This is a genomic window from Rickettsia endosymbiont of Rhinocyllus conicus, from assembly GCF_964026465.1.
Lineage (GTDB): Bacteria > Pseudomonadota > Alphaproteobacteria > Rickettsiales > Rickettsiaceae > Rickettsia.
In genome coordinates this window covers 1461366-1478233 of record NZ_OZ032155.1, presented here as the reverse complement: position 1 = coordinate 1478233, position 16868 = coordinate 1461366, and the positions used below count along the sequence as shown (strand labels likewise).

Genomic DNA, 16868 nt, shown 5'->3' with positions numbered 1-16868 from the left:
ACGTGGATCAGCTTCCCGTCATTGCGAGCGACTGCAAGGAGCGTGGCAATCCAAAAAAAATAATAAAAATGCTATGCATTTTACTAGATTGCTTCGTCAAAACTTATAGTTTTTCCTCGCAATGACGATATCTATACTTAGTTAGGAATGCTAGCCACCCTCAATTCACTTACCGATTGACTTTTTTAGGAAATAGAATATAAAATTGTGTTTGAAATAGTTAAAGCTGTTTTGGGGCTTCGAAACCTCTTGTAGCATGGTTATACATTAACCATTATATAATGCAATCCTCAATACTTATGGTTGGGGGTGATAATAGACATGTCCAGAGCTTAGAATATTATTTTAAGCTTAAAATCTATTGTGAACTGTTGCTACGGTTTTTCGAACTCCCCAACCACCAAAGATTTTCTTCGGTGGTTAAAACTTGAGCAATTTAAGTTTATATTCAGCGGGGACACATGCTTGATACCAAAAAAATAATAATCTTCCTTACACCTATCTCAAATTCTAAAAATCGTAAACACCGCAAAGAACTTTATAAATAATTACTGTCAGCAAAATAATTTCCAAACATCAAAGATTATAGAGCAAAATTCATTCCATCATACTAATATACGTAAATTAATTGATGAAATAAGAAATGAGCCTAAAGGGACTTTTACTATTTTAATTGAGGATATAATACTAAACGATCCAAATAGTATAATTTTTACCTCAAGCCTTGGAACTTTATATTTGCTTGGGTTTATTCATACAGAAATATATAAAAAATCTTTCCAAGAGATAAAATTATATGATGGAATAAACATAAAAAATGATTTTTTAAGTATAGCAGATTTTTGCCTATACTATAATTTGGCATGTTATGGAAATAACTCGTTGGAGGATAAATATACAAATGAGTAATAAGCTTATAAACTTTAAGGAACGTCATATTACCGATGAGGAATTATATCTTGAGGGAATTGCTAAAAATGAGGAATATTTCCCTGAAGAACTAGTTCAGAAAATTCTAAGTGGTGAAAATCCTATTAAGGTTTATCGTGAACATAGAGGACTTTCCCAAGAACAGCTAGCTACTAAGATTGGTAAAACTAAACAATATATTTCTGCTATCGAGAAAGGATCACGTACCGGTACAATAGATACACTAAAAAAACTAAGCAACGTTTTAAATATAGATTTGGACATGCTGTAATTAGACCTAGTATATAATTATCTATATAAAGTATTTATTATTTACTTCCCCTCTTCTCTTTCTTCAATTTAAAAATTTTTTTTAATTTTATTTGTAACAATTTTATTTTTTAAGTTAAACTGGAATTCACGCCGTTGTTTTGTAATCTCATATAGTATAATACCAGATGAAGTACCTAAATTAAGGCTCTCAATAATGCCATACATTGGAATGTTAATACAAATATTGCTCCTTTCAACTGCAGTCTTACTAATGCCTATTCCTTCATTTCCAAACCAAATTGCAAGCTTTTTATACTTAGTATAATCGTGTTCATGAAGTACTACATTTTTGTATCCTTTCAAATGAGGAGAAGTAACAAGCGAAACAAAGCCTTGCTTATCTAAGTGATCCATACAACTATTTGTATCCTTAAAAATCTTTACAAAGCTCCATTTTATAGCCGAGACGGATATAGCATTAAGTTTTTGCTCCGCACGCATTTCTTCCCATGTATCAGGAAGCAATTTTTGATTAGTAACAATATAAGCTTTCTCAACACCGAGTGCATTAACATTTTGAATAATAGTACCAATGTTTTTTATATTATCAGGATTCTCAATTACAGCAATTAAGTTTTTGCATTTAAAATCTTTAATTTTATTAGCTCTGGCACGAAGTGTTGGTTTAGACTTTTTCTTTTCTTCCATATATTTAGACTATTTTGCTAAGATTATTATGGGATATGTGTGGCACGACCTAGTGTACGATTTGCTAACCTTAGGCACAAAAAGACAGTATATAAATGATGCTTTTTTTATGCAACAAAATTCACAAGCAGCATAAAAATTTTATGGTAGGGTGGCAAGAGATAGTATTTTACTTCCTTTCAAACTTCATTGGAATTTTGAAGAAGCTTATGAGTTTGAAGTGAAAAACATTATTGCTAAATTGTCATGAAGCAGGCTATATAATGAGTTAATTTCTAGCTTTTATATAGTTAGTAATAAATGATGTTGATTAATTTTTAAGTTCATCTTTATTAATTCCTCACTATTAAAAAAAACTTGCAGCTTCTCTCGAAGTTGTAGAGATTCTTCTTTAGTTATTAAACGAGCTAAAACAACTATGTCTTTAAATTCGTCATATCTAGCCAAGAGCAAGTCTTTATATTCATTAAAATCATAACTAGAAATATAATGTTCTACTTTTGAAAAAATATTTAAACTTTGACATATATTAGCTAACTTATTGCCTATGTCATAATGAACTCCGTTAATTTGCCCATAAGTCGTGACAAGCTTATAATAACGTTTGAAACTTTCATTAGTTTCCTGATTGTTTAGTTTTTGAAGAGTTGAATTTAGATCAGATTCTTGTAATGAAATTATCCCTTCTTTTTTTAATAAAGAACTCATCAGCTTTATAGCTTCAATAGGATTTTTCAGATGCATTAATAGTAATCTAGAATAGACAATATCGGCTTTGGGATAATCATTATTTGATAGTGAGTAAAGATCACTAACTATAAATGTAACATTTTTGAGTCCTGCATTCTTAATTCTTTGCTGGGCTATTTGGATTTGTTGCTCGCTAATATCAACTGCATATACTTGCCCATTATCACCTACTCTAGATGCCATGATCTCAGTCATTGTACCATTTCCACAACCAATATCCCAGATAATGGCGCTTTCTTTTAGACCAGCTTTTTCAAGTTGCTCTATAGAATGCCGCTTTAACATCTGGTGCTGAAAATCTAAATTTTTAGCTCCTGCTTTTCCTACACCTAATATGTAAGAATTCTTTTGTTTTAAATTGTTATCATGATTCATAGTTCAAGACGTTCGTACAAATAGCAAAAACTGAAGAGTGGCGCGCCCTAAAGGATTCGAACCTCTGACCTACGGATTAGAAATCCGTTGCTCTATCCAGCTGAGCTAAGGGCGCTGAAATGGGTGGATATGGTTTATGTGTTTCAAGCACAGTGTTTTTATGGCTCTGAAACCGTTATTATTAGTATCATCCCGTGGGGTCAAGCCGGCATTGCCCGCATAAATATCAAAAAACGTCCTATATGTCATTCCCGCTTAAAGCTTGCCCCGCGTGGATCAATTTTCTCGTCATTGCGAGGAAATTACGAAGTAATTGACGAAGCAAGGAAGTATAAAAAATGCTATAAATTAGCATTTTTTATTATTTTTCTAGATTGCCGCACTCACTTCGTTCGTTCGCAATGACGACTTAGCATCCACACAGGCAAGCCTCCACAATAATAACATCGGAGTCATGCAACAATGCCGGAAATTCTCAACTCGGCAATCTAATATTTTTACAATTTTTCACCTATAAAGGTGGTGCCGGATATCGGATTTGAACTGATGACCTACCGCTTACAAGGCGGTTGCTCTACCACTGAGCTAATCCGGCTTATTTTTTTAGATATTCAGCTAAGTAAATTTAAAGCTTTTAATTTTATACTGTAGCCTGACTAGTGTTGTTATATAGCTTAGTTTTACCCTCTGTCATCCCGTGGCTCGTCCACGGGATCCAGTAAAATCCAAGCATAGTAACTTAAAATTAAAAGCTCGATTTCTCTCGCTTTATGCTGGATTCCAGCCGTTGCTAAGAATGACATCGGAGGCGTTTCTAGAGCTATGCAACAACACAGGTACAAGCGACAATGCTAGATTTGACAACACTCTAAACTTTTTTACTGGATCCCGTGGATGAGCCACGGGATGACAGTGGTATAACTATGCTTCTTTTTTGCTTGGTTTAGCTTTACGGTTTTTTAGCTTAACTTCCATCTCTTTTTTGACTTTTTCAGGAAGAGCTATACCAGCTTGCTCGATAAATTTTGCAACTCTATCTGTTGGTTTAGCACCAGATTTAAGCCAATATTCTACACGATCCGCCTTTAGAACTACACGCTCATTACTATCTTTAGCAAGCATTGGATTATAAGTTCCAACTTTTTCTAAAAAATCACCATCACGTGGTGCGGTTGCGTTAGCTACTACTACACGGTAAAAAGGACGCTTTTTAGCACCGCCTCTAGCTAAACGAATTTTTACTGCCATATATTACTTCGATTATTTTATTTTTTCTTCTTTAAAAAGAACATGTTTTCTTACTTTTGGATCGTATTTACGAAAAGAAAGCTTTTCGGTTTGCGTTTTTGGATTACGCTTTTTCACTAAAAAAAAGCCTGTACCTGCTGTACTTACTAACCTTACCAAAATGTTTTTATTTTTCTTTGCCATTAGCTTATCGCCTAATCAAGATATTATAATATTCTAAGTAGAGCAGAATAAAACGAAATTAAAAAATAGTCAAGGAAAAAACCAGCCAAGGTGGTTTTTTGTTACGACCATTTTACTTCGGGTGGTAGAGACATCAATATTGCCTCAACATTGCCGTCAGTCATTAAGCCAAACTTTGTGCCTCTATCATATAGCAAATTAAATTCTACGTACCTACCTCGTCTTATGAGCTGATATTCTTTCTGCTCATCCGTCCACGGTAAAAATAGCTTATTTCTAACGATTTCAGGATATACTGATAATAACGCTTTGCCTACATCTTGCGTAAAAGAAAAATCTTGCTCAAAATTACCACTATTTAGATAATCGTAAAATATTCCGCCGACTCCTCTCGGTTCTTTTCTATGCTTCAAATAAAAATATTCGTCACATTGCTTTTTAAATTTAGGATAATAGCCAGAATCATATTTGTCGCATGCTTCTTTGAAAGCTACATGAAATTTTGCTGTCTCGTCTTCTTCTGGATAAAAAGGCGTTAAATCACCACCGCCACCAAACCAGTTTTTTGAGGTTTCAATATAACGAGTATTGAAGTGCATTGCAGGGATTAACGGAGATTTAAGGTGAGCAACTAATGAAATACCAGTAGCAAAAAACTTGCCGTCTAGCTCTGCTCCCGGGATTTCGGCACGAAACGCCTTTGAGAATTCACCGAATACAGTCGATATATTAACGCCAACTTTTTCAAACACTTCCCCTTTCATGACAGACATAACACCGCCATCACCGCCATCACGTTCCCAGGTTGAGCGGACAAACTTACCTGGCTTTAAACCTTTTGCCTTTGCGTATTCTTCTTCGATTTTCTCAAATTCCGTGCATAATAAATCACGTAAATTAGTAAACCAGCTACTTGTTACTTCTCTATTTTTTTTGTTCATAACTATTTAACAACTGTTTGATTACTCTTCTCATCATATACATAATAATTAAAAATATAGCTGCAATAATCATGATATAGAAAGCTGGAGCGTAAAATAATTTAGTATGCTCAACAAGCCAACGTGAAATAATCGGGGATGTACCGCCAAATATTGCTATCGCAAAGTTGTAGCTGAAAGCAACGCCGGTAAATTTTTGCTCTGCAGTAAATAGAGAAATAACGAATATATATGCCGTACCTGCTATACTTCCTGCAAGCATGCCAAGAATAGTAAGTGCTAGAATTTGCTGCCAAGTTTCTTCTGCCGACATAAGTAACATAGTCGGTAAGATCAATAACAAAATTGCAGTACCGACTAACATACTCATCTTAAACTTTCCGATAATATCGGCAGCACCGCCAGCAAGCGGCATCGCAACCATTGCAATAAACAAGCTATAAGCTGAATAGGATAAAGCAATAGCATTATCAAAATGCATAACATTGTAATAAAACACATTTATATATGTTTTTACTAAATACATAATACTGCTAGCTATGGCACCTATACATATGGTCAAAAACATAGATTTCCAAGCTGTTTTTATTACGTTGGAAAAAGGAGCTTTAAGAACTTTTTTCTTTTTCTCAAGCATTTTAAAAATCGGCGTTTCTGAAACACGCAGTCGCAAGTAAAATCCGGCAAGCCCTATAAATCCGCCGAGAAGAAAAGCAAACCGCCATGCAAAATCAATATGGGAAAAATAACGCTCGATTATAATACCAATAAAAATTGCTACTAATGTGCCAACAATATTGGAACCATGTACTAAACCTGCTGTAAAACCAGGTCTTAAATTTTGACGATGTTCTAAAATGAAAATAGCAGCTCCTGTTCCCTCACCGCTAATACAAAGTCCCTGAATAAGCCGCATTATGATTAGAGTTATAGGTGCATAAACCCCAATATCTGCATATGAGGGGATCAAACCCATGATAAAGGTCGGGATAGTCATACCAAGCATAGATATTATCAAGGCAATACGCCTACCATATCTATCACCGATATAACCAAATAATATACCACCGATAGGTCTTGTCAAAAACCCAACCGCAAATACGGCTAAGCTTAAAAGAATCTGGATAAATTCTGACTCCCCAGGAAAGAAAATTCGCCCTATAATCGGCGAGAAAACTGAATATACAGTAAAGTCATAATATTCAAGTATATTCCCTGAAATGGCAGATAGAAAAATGAATTTAGATTTATTCATCGAACTCTAAATAACTTAATTACTAATTAGTTATTATAAACAAGTTCTATCATTTATTAAAGTATAAATTTTTATCCAATAAAATTTGCCCTTTTTGCACGTCGTGCATTTGTAGCTAAATCTCCAGTAGCCTTTTCATTATCTTGCTTTCTTTTTAATAATGTATCTTTTAAATCTTTACCTATTGTTGCTGCTTGTGTTACTGCAGTTTTCTTAGAAACATTTTTTAACTTAGCTTGATATTCTTTAATTTTTGATATTCGGTTTTCACGCAATTGTTCATAATGAGTTTTGCCACCCGTTCCTTGAACCTTTTCTTCCATTTTTGCTACAAAATTCTTAAGAGGCTCAGGGTCTTTGTTCTGAATAAGAATTAAACAATTTTTGTCTAAAGCTCCTGGCATTTTTTCTTGTATCTTTTTTATCCCACGGTACATATCTAAAGGTTCTGGAGCATAATGCCCACTATTATCAGATATTAATTTTATTTTTCCAGCATCGTATAGATATCATTCCAGCCATTTCAGCTGGTATCCCACCTAAAAATGAAGCATGAGACAAGCTGGGATTTTCTGGATCAACAGGTTGTCCTTCATGACTTCCAATATATAAATTACCTTTCTTATCCATAATAAAAGCTTGTTGATCTTCTACTCCTTTACTTGTCTTACCAACAGTGCTAGCGTGTTTTCCCTCATGATCTAATAATGCTTCTAAAGATTTACTGTATGTTATCTGGTGATTGCGTAGTATCTCTTCCGACATTACTAGCATAGGAAATTCAAATGTATAACGACCTATACTTTTCACTAACTTACCAGTAGCTATCTCTTCCAGATAATCTGAATGATCTGATTTTTCAGATATTCTTACCCTTACTGAATCAACTGGATCTCCTAACTCATGTCTAAATTTATCAACAGCTTTTTTCCAACGATTTTCATTGCCACTACCATTATTTTTCATAATACATTCTCTATTTATTGACTATTATTAAAGATATTCATGTTTTTATTATTGTCAAATTATATCGTGACTAGTAAAACCTGAGTCGTCTGAATCATAATCTGGAAGCGGTTCATTTAGTTTTAAAATATCTTTAATAGATAGATTTTTAATCCCTTTGCTAGTATCAACATGCATATCTCTATGAATTTTTGTTTCCTTTCTTCAGTATTATGATACTTCTTAATATGATCAGCAGCATTAGTTTTTAGTTTAGGGCTCTTTTTAAATAATTCAGCCCTAAAATTACCTTTAAATCTTAATTTGTTTGTATAAAAATCAAAATTATCTAGTAGGAACTTTTGGGGTTTCTACTTTTTTAAGTGCGGCAGCTTTCGGTTTTTTATTAATTCCTGCAAAATTCTTTTCTTGCTCTTTACGTAATTCTTCACCTATTTTTTTTGCAACTTCTCTACTACCTTTTAAAGCACTTCTAGCTGGTTTTTTATCAAGACTTTTCTTGCCTTTTGAAGTATCAACCTTTTCATTTTTATGAAAAGTTTTAGTTGCTGCTTTTTCTGATATTTTTACAGTTCGTTTATCGCTTTTTAAAGTATTTTTAGTAGCTTGCCTTTCATTTCTAACACTTCCTAAATAATAAATTTTATTACTTTCTTGTTTAAACTGATTTTGATTTGGTATCGGTTTGCCTTTTAAATCTAAAAACTGATTATCTTTTTCTGCAGAAGCAGAAAATGATTTTAAAAACTCATTATTTTTCTTAATGGCAAATACTTTTCCATTTTTTTCAAGGATAGTTTCATCAAACTTAACACCCTCATCTAATATTATTTTTGCAAAATCACCTACCTCTCCAACTTTTTTACCATTAAGATCATAAGCATAAAGTTTTGTTTCATGAAAATCTAAATCGTCCAAAAAATTTTCTATTGATTTTTTATCTTTAGTAAAAGCACCTATAATTTGTTCTTCTTTTCGGACTGATTCTACTGGAAATATTTCATTCACAGTAATTTTTTCTGTACGTTTAATTATACCTAAAAAGGCTAGAATCTTTTTAAATTTACCTAAATCACGCTTTACTTCAATTTCTCATTTTCTTTCTAGGTTTATTTTTTCTTTATGTTCTACTTCTCCTACGATTAAATGCCCATCTACAGCTTTGCCGTGTTCATCTTTAAAATGTAGTATTTTAGCGTTTTTTATTTGATTTAGTTCGGTTGTTTGTGGATGCTCTTTTTGTGTCATAACTCCCTCTTAAAAATAAAAATTAATTTATTTTAGTGTAATAAGTTAAATAAGCACTTTTCAAGAAATTTCTAGCATTAGTTATTTCTTAATAGTTAATGTTTATTAAGAAATTTGGGTTATTGTGCTGTCCAGCCCCCATCTATCAAGAGTCCAGCTCCTGTTATAGATGATGCTTTTTCGTCACATAGAAATATTACTAAATCAGCTATTTCGCTTGCCTCCACGAATTTCTTTGTGGCTTGTGACTTTAATATTACGTCTTTTAAGGCTGATTCTTCGCTAATATGGCGAGCTTTTGCAGTATCTGCTATTTGGTTTTTTACAAGAGGAGTATTTACATAACCAGGACAAACAGCATTAACAGTGATATTATTCTCAGCTACTTCTAAAGCAACAGTTTTAGTTAATCCAAGGATTTCATGCTTTGCTGCCACATATGCCGATTTAAAAGGGGATGCAACATATGCGTGAGCTGAAGCGATATTGACGATACGCCCAAAGCCGTTCTTTTTCATTATAGGAATAGCGTATTTTGTAGTATAAAAAGAGGCTATTAAATCTATACGCAAAATCTGTTCCCATTTATCTTCTGGAAACTCATCGATAGGGGCAACATGTTGAATGCCTGCGTTATTCACTAATATATCTATTTTTCCGAATTCTTTTACTATATTTTCAAACATAGATTTTATTTCACTCGGCTTTTCAAGATTTACTCCTTGATAAAATATGTCAGCTGCACCAAGATTTTTTAATTCCGTAGAAATTTTTTGCACTTCATCATCTTTTGCAAAACCATTAATAACTAATTTTGTACCAAGTTTTGCAAAATGCTTGGCTATTTCAAATCCGATACCACTTGTTGAACCAGTTATAACTACTACTTTATCTTTCATTTTTACCTCCTGTTATGTTACTTCTAAAAAGACTTGTATGCAGTGTTCGATGTCATTCCCGTGCGGCATTGCCCGCGTGGATCGAAAAGCACTTTCAATGTCATCTAGTTGCTTGACCACGGCATCCAAAAATAATAAAAAATACTAATTTTATTAGTATTTTTAACTGGATCCCGCTACAAGCTCGCGGGATGACAACTGGAAAACTGATCCACGCAACAATGCCTTTAGCTAGGAATGACATAGGAATCATACAATAATGCCGCTGCGGAATGACACCAGAAATTAATTTGTCTTTTATTTAAAAGTAACTTATGTTAGATGTTACTAAAAGAAAAATGTGTAAATCTATGGAAATTGTTAATAGTGTTGATGCATCTGTATCTTGCTGCGGTAAAGAGCCGCCTTATGATCATCCGAAAGTTTATTTAGAAATTGATAAAGAAAAAAAGGAAGTTAGCTGCCCTTATTGTAGTAAAAAATTTAGATTAATAGAAACAAAATGACTATAAAGCTTCTTTCAGAAAGTACTATCAACCGCATTGCTGCTGGCGAAGTTATAGAGCGTCCCGCATCGGTTGTAAAGGAATTGGTTGAAAATGCCGTTGATGCAGGTAGTACCAAAATTTACATTATCTTAGAGCGTGCCGGCAAAAATCTAATCATCATTTCCGATGATGGCGTCGGTATGACGGATAAGGAGCTAGAGATTGCCGTTGAGCGTCATACTACTTCTAAACTTGATGAGACTGATTTCCTAAATATACATACTTTCGGTTTTAGGGGCGAGGCATTACCATCTATTGCCGCCATTAGTAAAATGCTGATTACTTCTAAAAAACGTGATAATCAAAAAGCTTTTCAAATTAAATTAATTGGTGGTGACGAAAAACAAATTGCTCCAGCTATTCATAATGAAGGTACTAAAATTGAGATAAGAGATTTATTTTTTGCTACGCCCGCACGTCTGAAATTTTTAAGAACTGATAAAACTGAGCTTGCAGCTACTGTAGATGTAGTTAAAAAGATTGCACTCGCACATCCTGAAATATCATTTAGCCTAACACATGATGGTAAAACCTTACTAAAGCTTAAAGGACAAAATAAGGACGCCGAAAACAACTTGAAACAAAGAATAATTGACGTAATAGGTGAGGATTTTATAAAAAATGCCTCTTATATAGATTTTAAATCTCCTGATTTTTCTATTTATGGCTATACGAGCATCCCAACATATAATAGAGCCTCCAGCGAAGATCAGTTTTTATTCATCAATAACAGACCGGTAAAAGATAAATTATTGCAAGTAGCTCTAAGGGTAGCATATCAAGATTATATGCCGCGTGATCGCTACCCTTTATGTGCCATATTCCTGCAAATCGATCCTCAACTTGTTGACGTAAATGTGCATCCGGCAAAAGCTGAAGTTAGGTTTCATGATCCGAATTATGTACGGAATTTACTTATAGATTCAATCAAAAATGCCTTGTCAAATAAAAGTCATATCGCATCCACCACCATTGCATCTAGTGCTATTGAATTATTTAAAAACCCATTCGTTAATAAAGAACCAGCTATAAGTAAATCCTTAAACGTGAATAGTAAACCTAGCGAATATCGACCTGCTATATCACCTACTGTGCCTAAATATAAGCCAAATAATAGCTGCCAAAAATTGATAGATACACTACCACATGCTAGGATCGAGCAGGAAGTAGAGCAGCGTATACAGAACGAGCCGCAAAAATCTTCACAATATAGGCTTGGAGCAGCTAAAGCCCAGCTTCACACTACTTATGTTATTTCACAGACGGAAGATAGTATAGTAATCACTGACCAGCATGCGGCACATGAACGCCTTGGATATGAAAAAATCAAAAATTATATTAAGAATGAAGAGTTAATAAAACAGCGTTTACTCATTCCTGAAATAGTCGAATTACCGGACGAGAAAAGAGCCGATATTTTATATGAGAACAAAGATAAATTATCTAAATTAGGCTTAAGCTTAGAAAAATTCGGCGAAAAATCTATTATAGTAACCGAAATTCCTAATATTCTTGGTGATATAAACGTACAAAAGCTAATTCAAGATTTGGCTGATCATTTAGCAGAATGCGGGGAAAATATAGCCTTAACCGAATTAATTGAGCATGTTACCGAGACTTACGCTTGTCACTATTCTATCAGAGCAGGACGAAAATTATCAGGAGAGGAAATGAACGCACTACTCCGCCAAATGGAAAATACACCATTTCCAGGACAGTGCAACCACGGCAGACCTACCTACATTGAACTTAAGCTTAAAGATATCGAACGTTTATTTGGTAGAAAATAGATAGCCTTATTGCGTGGACTGAAAACGCTTTCAAGGTAAAACCGGCGTCGTTGCATGACTCGGAAAGTGTATTCATTGTCATCCCGTGGCGGCATTGCTTGCGTGGATCGAAAAACGTCCTCGGCGTCATACCGTGGCTTGACCACGGTATCCAGTACTTAAAAAGCCTAAATACAGCAAATTTTAAAATTAAAAGCTCGATCTTTCTCGCTTTTTTCTGGATCCCGTGGTCAAGCCACGGGATGACATTCTTACTATAAGCTAATTCGTAGTTTATTCAAATCGCCATGCAATAAAATTATACTTATAATTGATAAGCAACTTTTAAAATCTTTCTTAGGTTTATTCCGCTCTATTATCTTTGGTACTTTATCATATCTCAAGTTAATTAAAATTTTCATCTATGATGAGAATGACTTTGCTCTAGATATAAAAGCCTTAAAAAGCAATGAAAATTACTTCTGGTCTTATAAAATTAATTACTTTAAAAAGCTGATTAATGGAGAGTGATTAGTTTTGCCTGCATGGATCGAGAGGCGTCATAAGCTATGCGACTGTAAGGAGCGTGGCAATCCAGAAAAAATAATAAAAAATGCTATAAATTAGCATTTTTTATACTTCCTTACTTCGTAATTTCCTCGCAATGACGTTCCAAACGAAAATCACACTCCGTGCCGTTCAGCAATTAGACCTTTTATCTCAGAAATAGCCTTAGCAGGATTTAGACCTTTCGGACAGGTTTTAGTACAGTTCATAATTGTATGACATCTATAGAGCTTGAACGGATCTTCTAAAGCCTCTAGACGCTCGCCTGTATGATCATCCCGTGAGTCGGCAATCCATCTATATGCCTGAAGTAAAATTGCAGGACCTAAATATTTATCCCCATTCCACCAATAGCTAGGACAAGAAGTAGAACAGCATGCACATAATATACATTCATATAATCCGTCAAGCTTCTCTCGATCTTTAATCGACTGTAATCTTTCAGCATTGGATGGAGCTGAACTATCGGTTTTAAGCCATGGTTCTATAGATTCATATTGTGCGTAAAAATGAGACATATCCAGCACTAAATCTTTTACCACTTTCATATGAGGAAGTGGATAGATTTTAATATCGCCTGAAATTTCTTCTATAGGCTTAATACATGCTAAAGTATTTGTGCCATCAATATTCATTGCACAACTACCACAAATTCCCTCACGACAAGAACGTCTAAAAGTTACAGTAGAATCAATTTCGTTTTTGATTTTAATTAAAGCGTCTAAAACCATCGGACCGGTTTTGCTTAAATCTATCTCGAAACTATCAATAGTAGGATTCTCATCAAGGTCAGGATCATATCTATAAATTTTTATTTTTCTAAGATTAGATACATCTCCTTTTGCTTTATGTTCCTTACCTTTTTTTACAACTGAATTTGGCGGTAACCTTAACTCTGCCATACTATATACTCTTTAATATTATGATTTAGCTTTTATCTTCCTTTTTAGCTTTAATTGGTTTTGCTTTCTTAAGGTCTTTTTCTTCGGCTATTTTTATGGTAGATGATGCCGCACCAAAAGGAAAGTTATTTTCTTCTTCAGAGTCTAGCTGTCTGCTGCTAAGTAAATTTTTAATTTGCTGACCTGATAATGTTTCATATTCTATTAAGGCTTTAGCAAGTATATGAAGTTGATCTAAGTGCTTAGTTAAAATGTCTTTTGCTAAATCATAGCCGGTAGTAACAATTTTCTTTACTTCTTCATCTATTAACTCTGAAGTACTTTCCGATCTATCACTAGAACTATTTCTATTAGTATACATATCTTCACTAGCACTTCCGTGATATACAGGACCGACCTTATCGCTAAGCCCCCAATCGGTAACCATTGCCTTTGCCATTCTGGTTGCCATCTTTATATCTGATGATGCTCCTGAGGTTACCTTTTCTTTACCAAATATAATTTCTTCAGCTACTCTACCAGCCATGGCTACCGCAATATCTGCTTCCATCTTATCACGTGGCATTGAAAAACGATCATTTTCCGGTAATCTCATAACCATACCAAGAGCTCTACCACGTGGAATAATCGTAGCTTTATGAATAGGATCAGAAGCGGGACAATATAAACCAACTAAAGCATGACCACCCTCATGATATGCTGTTAGTTTTTTCTGCTCATCGGACATAATCATTGAGCGACGCTCAACCCCCATCATGACCTTATCTTTGGCCTCTTCCAAATCATGCATTTCTACTTCTTTCTTATTGCGTCTTGCTGCAATAAGAGCAGCTTCATTAACTAAATTAGCGAGTTCAGCACCAGAAAATCCAGGTGTTCCTCTGGCAATAATTCTTGGTACGATTTTAGTGCTATATTTTACTTTCTTTAAATGCACTTGTAGTATTTTTTCTCGTCCATCAATATCAGGATTTGAGACAGTAATTTGCCTATCGAACCTACCTGGTCTTAATAAAGCGTTATCAAGAACGTCGGGACGGTTGGTAGCTGCAATAATCACAACTCCCTCATTTGCTTCAAATCCGTCCATCTCGACTAACATTTGATTTAATGTTTGCTCACGCTCATCATTGCCGCCGCCCATACCAATACCTCTATGGCGACCTACCGCATCAATCTCATCAATAAAGATAATACAAGGAGCGTTACGCTTGCCCTGCTCAAACATATCACGCACACGGCTAGCACCCACGCCTACAAACATCTCAACGAAATCAGAACCAGAGATGCTAAAAAATGGTACGTTAGCCTCACCTGCAATTGCTTTAGCAAGCAGCGTCTTACCAGTTCCTGGAGGACCTATGAGCAAACAACCTTTAGGTATTTTACCGCCAAGCTTTTGGAACTTGCTTGGATCTCTTAAAAAGTCCACTATTTCGGTTAATTCGTCTTTTGCTTCATCAATACCAGCTACATCTTTGAAAGTTATTTTTGGACCCTTATCCGACAAAAGTTTGGCTTTAGATTTACCAAACCCCATAGCTTTACCGCCGCCATGCATTTGTCGCATAAAGAAAACCCAAACACCGATTAATAAAAGCATCGGAAACCAAGAAATTAAGAAGCTTAAAAATGTGTTCATTCTTGTTTCAGGCGGCACGACTTCTATATTAACGTCATTATTATTTAGACGATTTACTAAATCAGGATAATCAGGAGCGTAAGTACTAAAACTAGAACCATCATTTGAAGTTCCTTCTATTATTCTTCCTTGAATTTTAACCGAGTTAACAGTTTTCTCATCGACTTTTGTTAAAAATTCTGAGAAAGATATATTATTTTTACTGCTGAGTAACCCATCAGACTGAAAAACATTAAAAAGCAGTATTACAAAAACAAAAATTACTGCCCAAACTATAATATTTTTACCTTGATTATTCATTGATACAAAACCTAACAAAAATCATTAATTATAAACAAAAACATTTTTACCAGTTTAATTAACTGACTCAGTAAAAATGTGTAAAACGAGATGTAAAATCCGGAGCAAAAGAGACGTTAAAACTCTTTATGTCGTTATCATAGTATGATATATGTGGTATTGCTACAACTTTTTCAAGTATTTTAATAATAGGTAAGGTAAATAAAATCGCATTGTGGTTTCCACAAGATAGGTTTTTTAAAACTTCTAGATCTAGTTCTTTCTTGATTATTTTATAATCTTCTAGCGATAAATATGTTGCTACACAATTTTCTATGTCATGGTTTTTTGTAATACGAAAACGATTATCCCAAACAACCTGCTTATCTAATAATAACTTACTTTCTGGTAGCTTTTTACCAAATTCCCGATATATTAATAATTTATTTTGCATACGCTTAATTACGCAACCATGCAGAGTATTCTTAAAATCCAAACTTTGCATAATTAATTTTAAAATAGGCTCTACCGAATAGAAACGAGCCGAGCGTTGCTGTCCGCTAATTATTATCAGTAAAAAGTTAATTAGCTGCACTCGTACTTCTTGTGAAAATCCGCTAAATTTAATTAAATCAAGAAAAGCAAAGCCATATTCAGATATCTTTACCGATTCGGCTATTGCGGATATTAATTCCGGTTTAAACTTATTTTCTACTAATTCATTAACTTTAATTTGCTGAGTAGTTATATCATCTTTAATATAAACTTCCTCTTTAGCTAATTTCTGCCTAACTGCATTACGTCTATATTTAGTCGATAAATTTGATTGATCTTCAAACCATTTAATATTATTTGTAACTAAATAATTTACTAATTCGCTTTTAGGAATATTAAACAGAGGTCTAATTACTTGTGTATTATTATGCCAGTTTATGCTGCTGCTGCTAAGTCCGAATACGCCGCTTTTACGCTCTAATCTAAGGCAAAAATTTTCTATATAATCATCTTCATGGTGAGCGGTTAATAGAACTAATACATCAAGCTTTTGGCACAATGAAGTCATTAAATCATAACGCCCTTTTCTTGCTCGCTCCTGTAAATTAGAAAAATTATTTTGATGATCGAAAGAAAGGCTATAAAACTTAAGCCCTAAATCGTTAGCAGTATTTTGGATATACTCAATTTCCTGCTTTGATTGCTCTCTTAAATTATGGTCAACCGATAAAACAAATAACTCTATATTATTTTTTTTAGCCCAGATACTTGCAAGGTAAAGTAATGTTACTGAATCACTACCGCCAGAAACCGCAATAGCTATTTTAGATAAGCCAAAACCACCTATTAAATTATTGATGTTGTGTTCAAATTTTTCGTATAGCATAAAATCACTTATTATATGGGATTGT

The 16868-nt window shown here is 34.1% G+C and carries 19 protein-coding genes and 2 tRNA genes; 4 read left to right on the top strand and 17 right to left on the bottom strand.

Features of this window, described 5'->3' with window-relative positions; translation table 11 throughout:
• The first annotated feature begins 901 nt into the window (after window positions 1–901).
• A complete protein-coding gene (locus AAGD54_RS08000; protein WP_341788639.1) occupies window positions 902–1201 on the top strand; it encodes a helix-turn-helix transcriptional regulator in 300 nt (99 codons plus the stop codon).
• 68 nt (window positions 1202–1269) lie between these two features.
• Here the strand turns inward: AAGD54_RS08000 and AAGD54_RS07995 are convergent, their stop codons facing one another.
• From AAGD54_RS07995 to AAGD54_RS07985, 3 genes are all read right to left on the bottom strand, one after another.
• Window positions 1270–1890 carry a TrmH family RNA methyltransferase gene (locus tag AAGD54_RS07995; protein ID WP_341794542.1) on the bottom strand — a complete coding sequence of 207 codons (621 nt, stop codon included), beginning with the start codon at window positions 1888–1890 and terminating at the stop codon, window positions 1270–1272.
• Window positions 1891–2172: 282 nt separating this feature from the next.
• The gene (locus tag AAGD54_RS07990) at window positions 2173–3015 is read right to left on the bottom strand and encodes a methyltransferase domain-containing protein (RefSeq protein ID WP_341794541.1); all 843 of its coding nucleotides are present in this window, start codon (window positions 3013–3015) and stop codon (window positions 2173–2175) included.
• 38 nt (window positions 3016–3053) lie between these two features.
• Window positions 3054–3130 (bottom strand) — tRNA-Arg (locus tag AAGD54_RS07985).
• 23 nt (window positions 3131–3153) lie between these two features.
• Between AAGD54_RS07985 and AAGD54_RS07980 the strand changes: the two genes are divergently transcribed.
• Window positions 3154–3420, top strand: a complete 267-nt coding sequence (locus AAGD54_RS07980; RefSeq protein WP_341794540.1) for a hypothetical protein — start codon at window positions 3154–3156, stop codon at window positions 3418–3420.
• A gap of 115 nt (window positions 3421–3535) precedes the next feature.
• On the opposite strand, the gene AAGD54_RS07975 is transcribed toward AAGD54_RS07980, so the two are convergent.
• The 11 genes from AAGD54_RS07975 to AAGD54_RS07925 all read right to left on the bottom strand — a co-directional run bounded on the left by AAGD54_RS07975 (window position 3536) and on the right by AAGD54_RS07925 (window position 9755).
• Window positions 3536–3610 (bottom strand) — tRNA-Thr (locus AAGD54_RS07975).
• 326 nt (window positions 3611–3936) lie between these two features.
• Window positions 3937–4263: a 30S ribosomal protein S16 gene (gene rpsP / locus AAGD54_RS07970; RefSeq protein WP_341794539.1), complete on the bottom strand. Its 327-nt coding sequence runs from the start codon at window positions 4261–4263 to the stop codon at window positions 3937–3939.
• A gap of 12 nt (window positions 4264–4275) precedes the next feature.
• Window positions 4276–4446 carry a 50S ribosomal protein L33 gene (gene rpmG / locus AAGD54_RS07965; protein WP_011478029.1) on the bottom strand — a complete coding sequence of 57 codons (171 nt, stop codon included), beginning with the start codon at window positions 4444–4446 and terminating at the stop codon, window positions 4276–4278.
• Between the two features lie 101 nt (window positions 4447–4547).
• Window positions 4548–5387, bottom strand: a complete 840-nt coding sequence (gene hemF / locus AAGD54_RS07960) for an oxygen-dependent coproporphyrinogen oxidase (RefSeq protein WP_341788634.1) — start codon at window positions 5385–5387, stop codon at window positions 4548–4550.
• The gene (locus tag AAGD54_RS07955; protein WP_341794538.1) at window positions 5371–6642 is read right to left on the bottom strand and encodes an MFS transporter; all 1272 of its coding nucleotides are present in this window, start codon (window positions 6640–6642) and stop codon (window positions 5371–5373) included. The genes hemF and AAGD54_RS07955 overlap by 17 nt, the downstream gene beginning before the upstream one ends.
• A gap of 71 nt (window positions 6643–6713) precedes the next feature.
• Entirely contained in the window at window positions 6714–7079 is a 366-nt protein-coding gene (locus AAGD54_RS07950; RefSeq protein ID WP_341794537.1) for a hypothetical protein, read from the bottom strand.
• Window positions 7080–7113: 34 nt separating this feature from the next.
• Entirely contained in the window at window positions 7114–7608 is a 495-nt protein-coding gene (locus tag AAGD54_RS07945; protein ID WP_341794536.1) for a hypothetical protein, read from the bottom strand.
• Between the two features lie 54 nt (window positions 7609–7662).
• Window positions 7663–7785 (bottom strand): hypothetical protein, encoded by a 123-nt coding sequence (locus AAGD54_RS07940; protein ID WP_341788631.1) that lies wholly within the window; start codon window positions 7783–7785, stop codon window positions 7663–7665.
• A 147-nt stretch (window positions 7786–7932) separates the two neighbouring features.
• Window positions 7933–8616, bottom strand: a complete 684-nt coding sequence (locus AAGD54_RS07935; RefSeq protein WP_341794535.1) for a hypothetical protein — start codon at window positions 8614–8616, stop codon at window positions 7933–7935.
• Window positions 8617–8700: 84 nt separating this feature from the next.
• Window positions 8701–8856: a hypothetical protein gene (locus AAGD54_RS07930; RefSeq protein WP_341794534.1), complete on the bottom strand. Its 156-nt coding sequence runs from the start codon at window positions 8854–8856 to the stop codon at window positions 8701–8703.
• Between the two features lie 119 nt (window positions 8857–8975).
• Entirely contained in the window at window positions 8976–9755 is a 780-nt protein-coding gene (locus tag AAGD54_RS07925) for a 3-hydroxybutyrate dehydrogenase (protein ID WP_341794533.1), read from the bottom strand.
• Between the two features lie 338 nt (window positions 9756–10093).
• On the opposite strand from AAGD54_RS07925, the gene AAGD54_RS07920 reads away from it, so the two are divergent.
• Together AAGD54_RS07920 and mutL are read left to right on the top strand one after the other, a co-directional pair.
• Window positions 10094–10261, top strand: a complete 168-nt coding sequence (locus AAGD54_RS07920) for a zinc-finger domain-containing protein (protein ID WP_341789249.1) — start codon at window positions 10094–10096, stop codon at window positions 10259–10261.
• Window positions 10258–12093, top strand: coding sequence for a DNA mismatch repair endonuclease MutL (gene mutL / locus AAGD54_RS07915; RefSeq protein WP_341794532.1), 1836 nt, complete (start codon window positions 10258–10260; stop codon window positions 12091–12093). Before AAGD54_RS07920 ends, mutL begins: the two co-directional genes overlap by 4 nt.
• Window positions 12094–12755: 662 nt before the next feature.
• Here mutL and AAGD54_RS07910 read toward each other — a convergent pair.
• The 3 genes from AAGD54_RS07910 to tilS form a co-directional block, all read right to left on the bottom strand.
• On the bottom strand, window positions 12756–13541 hold the full coding sequence (locus AAGD54_RS07910) for a succinate dehydrogenase iron-sulfur subunit (RefSeq protein WP_341788627.1): 786 nt from the start codon (window positions 13539–13541) through the stop codon (window positions 12756–12758).
• A 25-nt stretch (window positions 13542–13566) separates the two neighbouring features.
• Entirely contained in the window at window positions 13567–15483 is a 1917-nt protein-coding gene (gene ftsH / locus AAGD54_RS07905) for an ATP-dependent zinc metalloprotease FtsH (RefSeq protein WP_341794531.1), read from the bottom strand.
• Window positions 15484–15550: 67 nt separating this feature from the next.
• Window positions 15551–16843, bottom strand: coding sequence for a tRNA lysidine(34) synthetase TilS (gene tilS / locus AAGD54_RS07900; protein WP_341794530.1), 1293 nt, complete (start codon window positions 16841–16843; stop codon window positions 15551–15553).
• Window positions 16844–16868 lie beyond the last annotated feature (25 nt).

What these genes read in the sequence shown, in the direction of transcription:
- AAGD54_RS08000 (WP_341788639.1), top strand. Translation starts at nt 902, where the DNA reads ATGAGTAATAAGCTTATAAACTTTAAGGAACGTCATATTACCGATGAG.
- AAGD54_RS07995 (WP_341794542.1), bottom strand. Translation starts at nt 1,890, where the DNA reads ATGGAAGAAAAGAAAAAGTCTAAACCAACACTTCGTGCCAGAGCTAAT.
- AAGD54_RS07990 (WP_341794541.1), bottom strand. Translation starts at nt 3,015, where the DNA reads ATGAATCATGATAACAATTTAAAACAAAAGAATTCTTACATATTAGGT.
- rpsP (WP_341794539.1), bottom strand. Translation starts at nt 4,263, where the DNA reads ATGGCAGTAAAAATTCGTTTAGCTAGAGGCGGTGCTAAAAAGCGTCCT.
- rpmG (WP_011478029.1), bottom strand. Translation starts at nt 4,446, where the DNA reads ATGGCAAAGAAAAATAAAAACATTTTGGTAAGGTTAGTAAGTACAGCA.
- hemF (WP_341788634.1), bottom strand. Translation starts at nt 5,387, where the DNA reads ATGAACAAAAAAAATAGAGAAGTAACAAGTAGCTGGTTTACTAATTTA.
- AAGD54_RS07955 (WP_341794538.1), bottom strand. Translation starts at nt 6,642, where the DNA reads ATGAATAAATCTAAATTCATTTTTCTATCTGCCATTTCAGGGAATATA.
- AAGD54_RS07950 (WP_341794537.1), bottom strand. Translation starts at nt 7,079, where the DNA reads ATGTACCGTGGGATAAAAAAGATACAAGAAAAAATGCCAGGAGCTTTA.
- AAGD54_RS07945 (WP_341794536.1), bottom strand. Translation starts at nt 7,608, where the DNA reads ATGAAAAATAATGGTAGTGGCAATGAAAATCGTTGGAAAAAAGCTGTT.
- AAGD54_RS07940 (WP_341788631.1), bottom strand. Translation starts at nt 7,785, where the DNA reads ATGCATGTTGATACTAGCAAAGGGATTAAAAATCTATCTATTAAAGAT.
- AAGD54_RS07930 (WP_341794534.1), bottom strand. Translation starts at nt 8,856, where the DNA reads ATGACACAAAAAGAGCATCCACAAACAACCGAACTAAATCAAATAAAA.
- AAGD54_RS07925 (WP_341794533.1), bottom strand. Translation starts at nt 9,755, where the DNA reads ATGAAAGATAAAGTAGTAGTTATAACTGGTTCAACAAGTGGTATCGGA.
- AAGD54_RS07920 (WP_341789249.1), top strand. Translation starts at nt 10,094, where the DNA reads ATGTGTAAATCTATGGAAATTGTTAATAGTGTTGATGCATCTGTATCT.
- mutL (WP_341794532.1), top strand. Translation starts at nt 10,258, where the DNA reads ATGACTATAAAGCTTCTTTCAGAAAGTACTATCAACCGCATTGCTGCT.
- AAGD54_RS07910 (WP_341788627.1), bottom strand. Translation starts at nt 13,541, where the DNA reads ATGGCAGAGTTAAGGTTACCGCCAAATTCAGTTGTAAAAAAAGGTAAG.
- ftsH (WP_341794531.1), bottom strand. Translation starts at nt 15,483, where the DNA reads ATGAATAATCAAGGTAAAAATATTATAGTTTGGGCAGTAATTTTTGTT.
- tilS (WP_341794530.1), bottom strand. Translation starts at nt 16,843, where the DNA reads ATGCTATACGAAAAATTTGAACACAACATCAATAATTTAATAGGTGGT.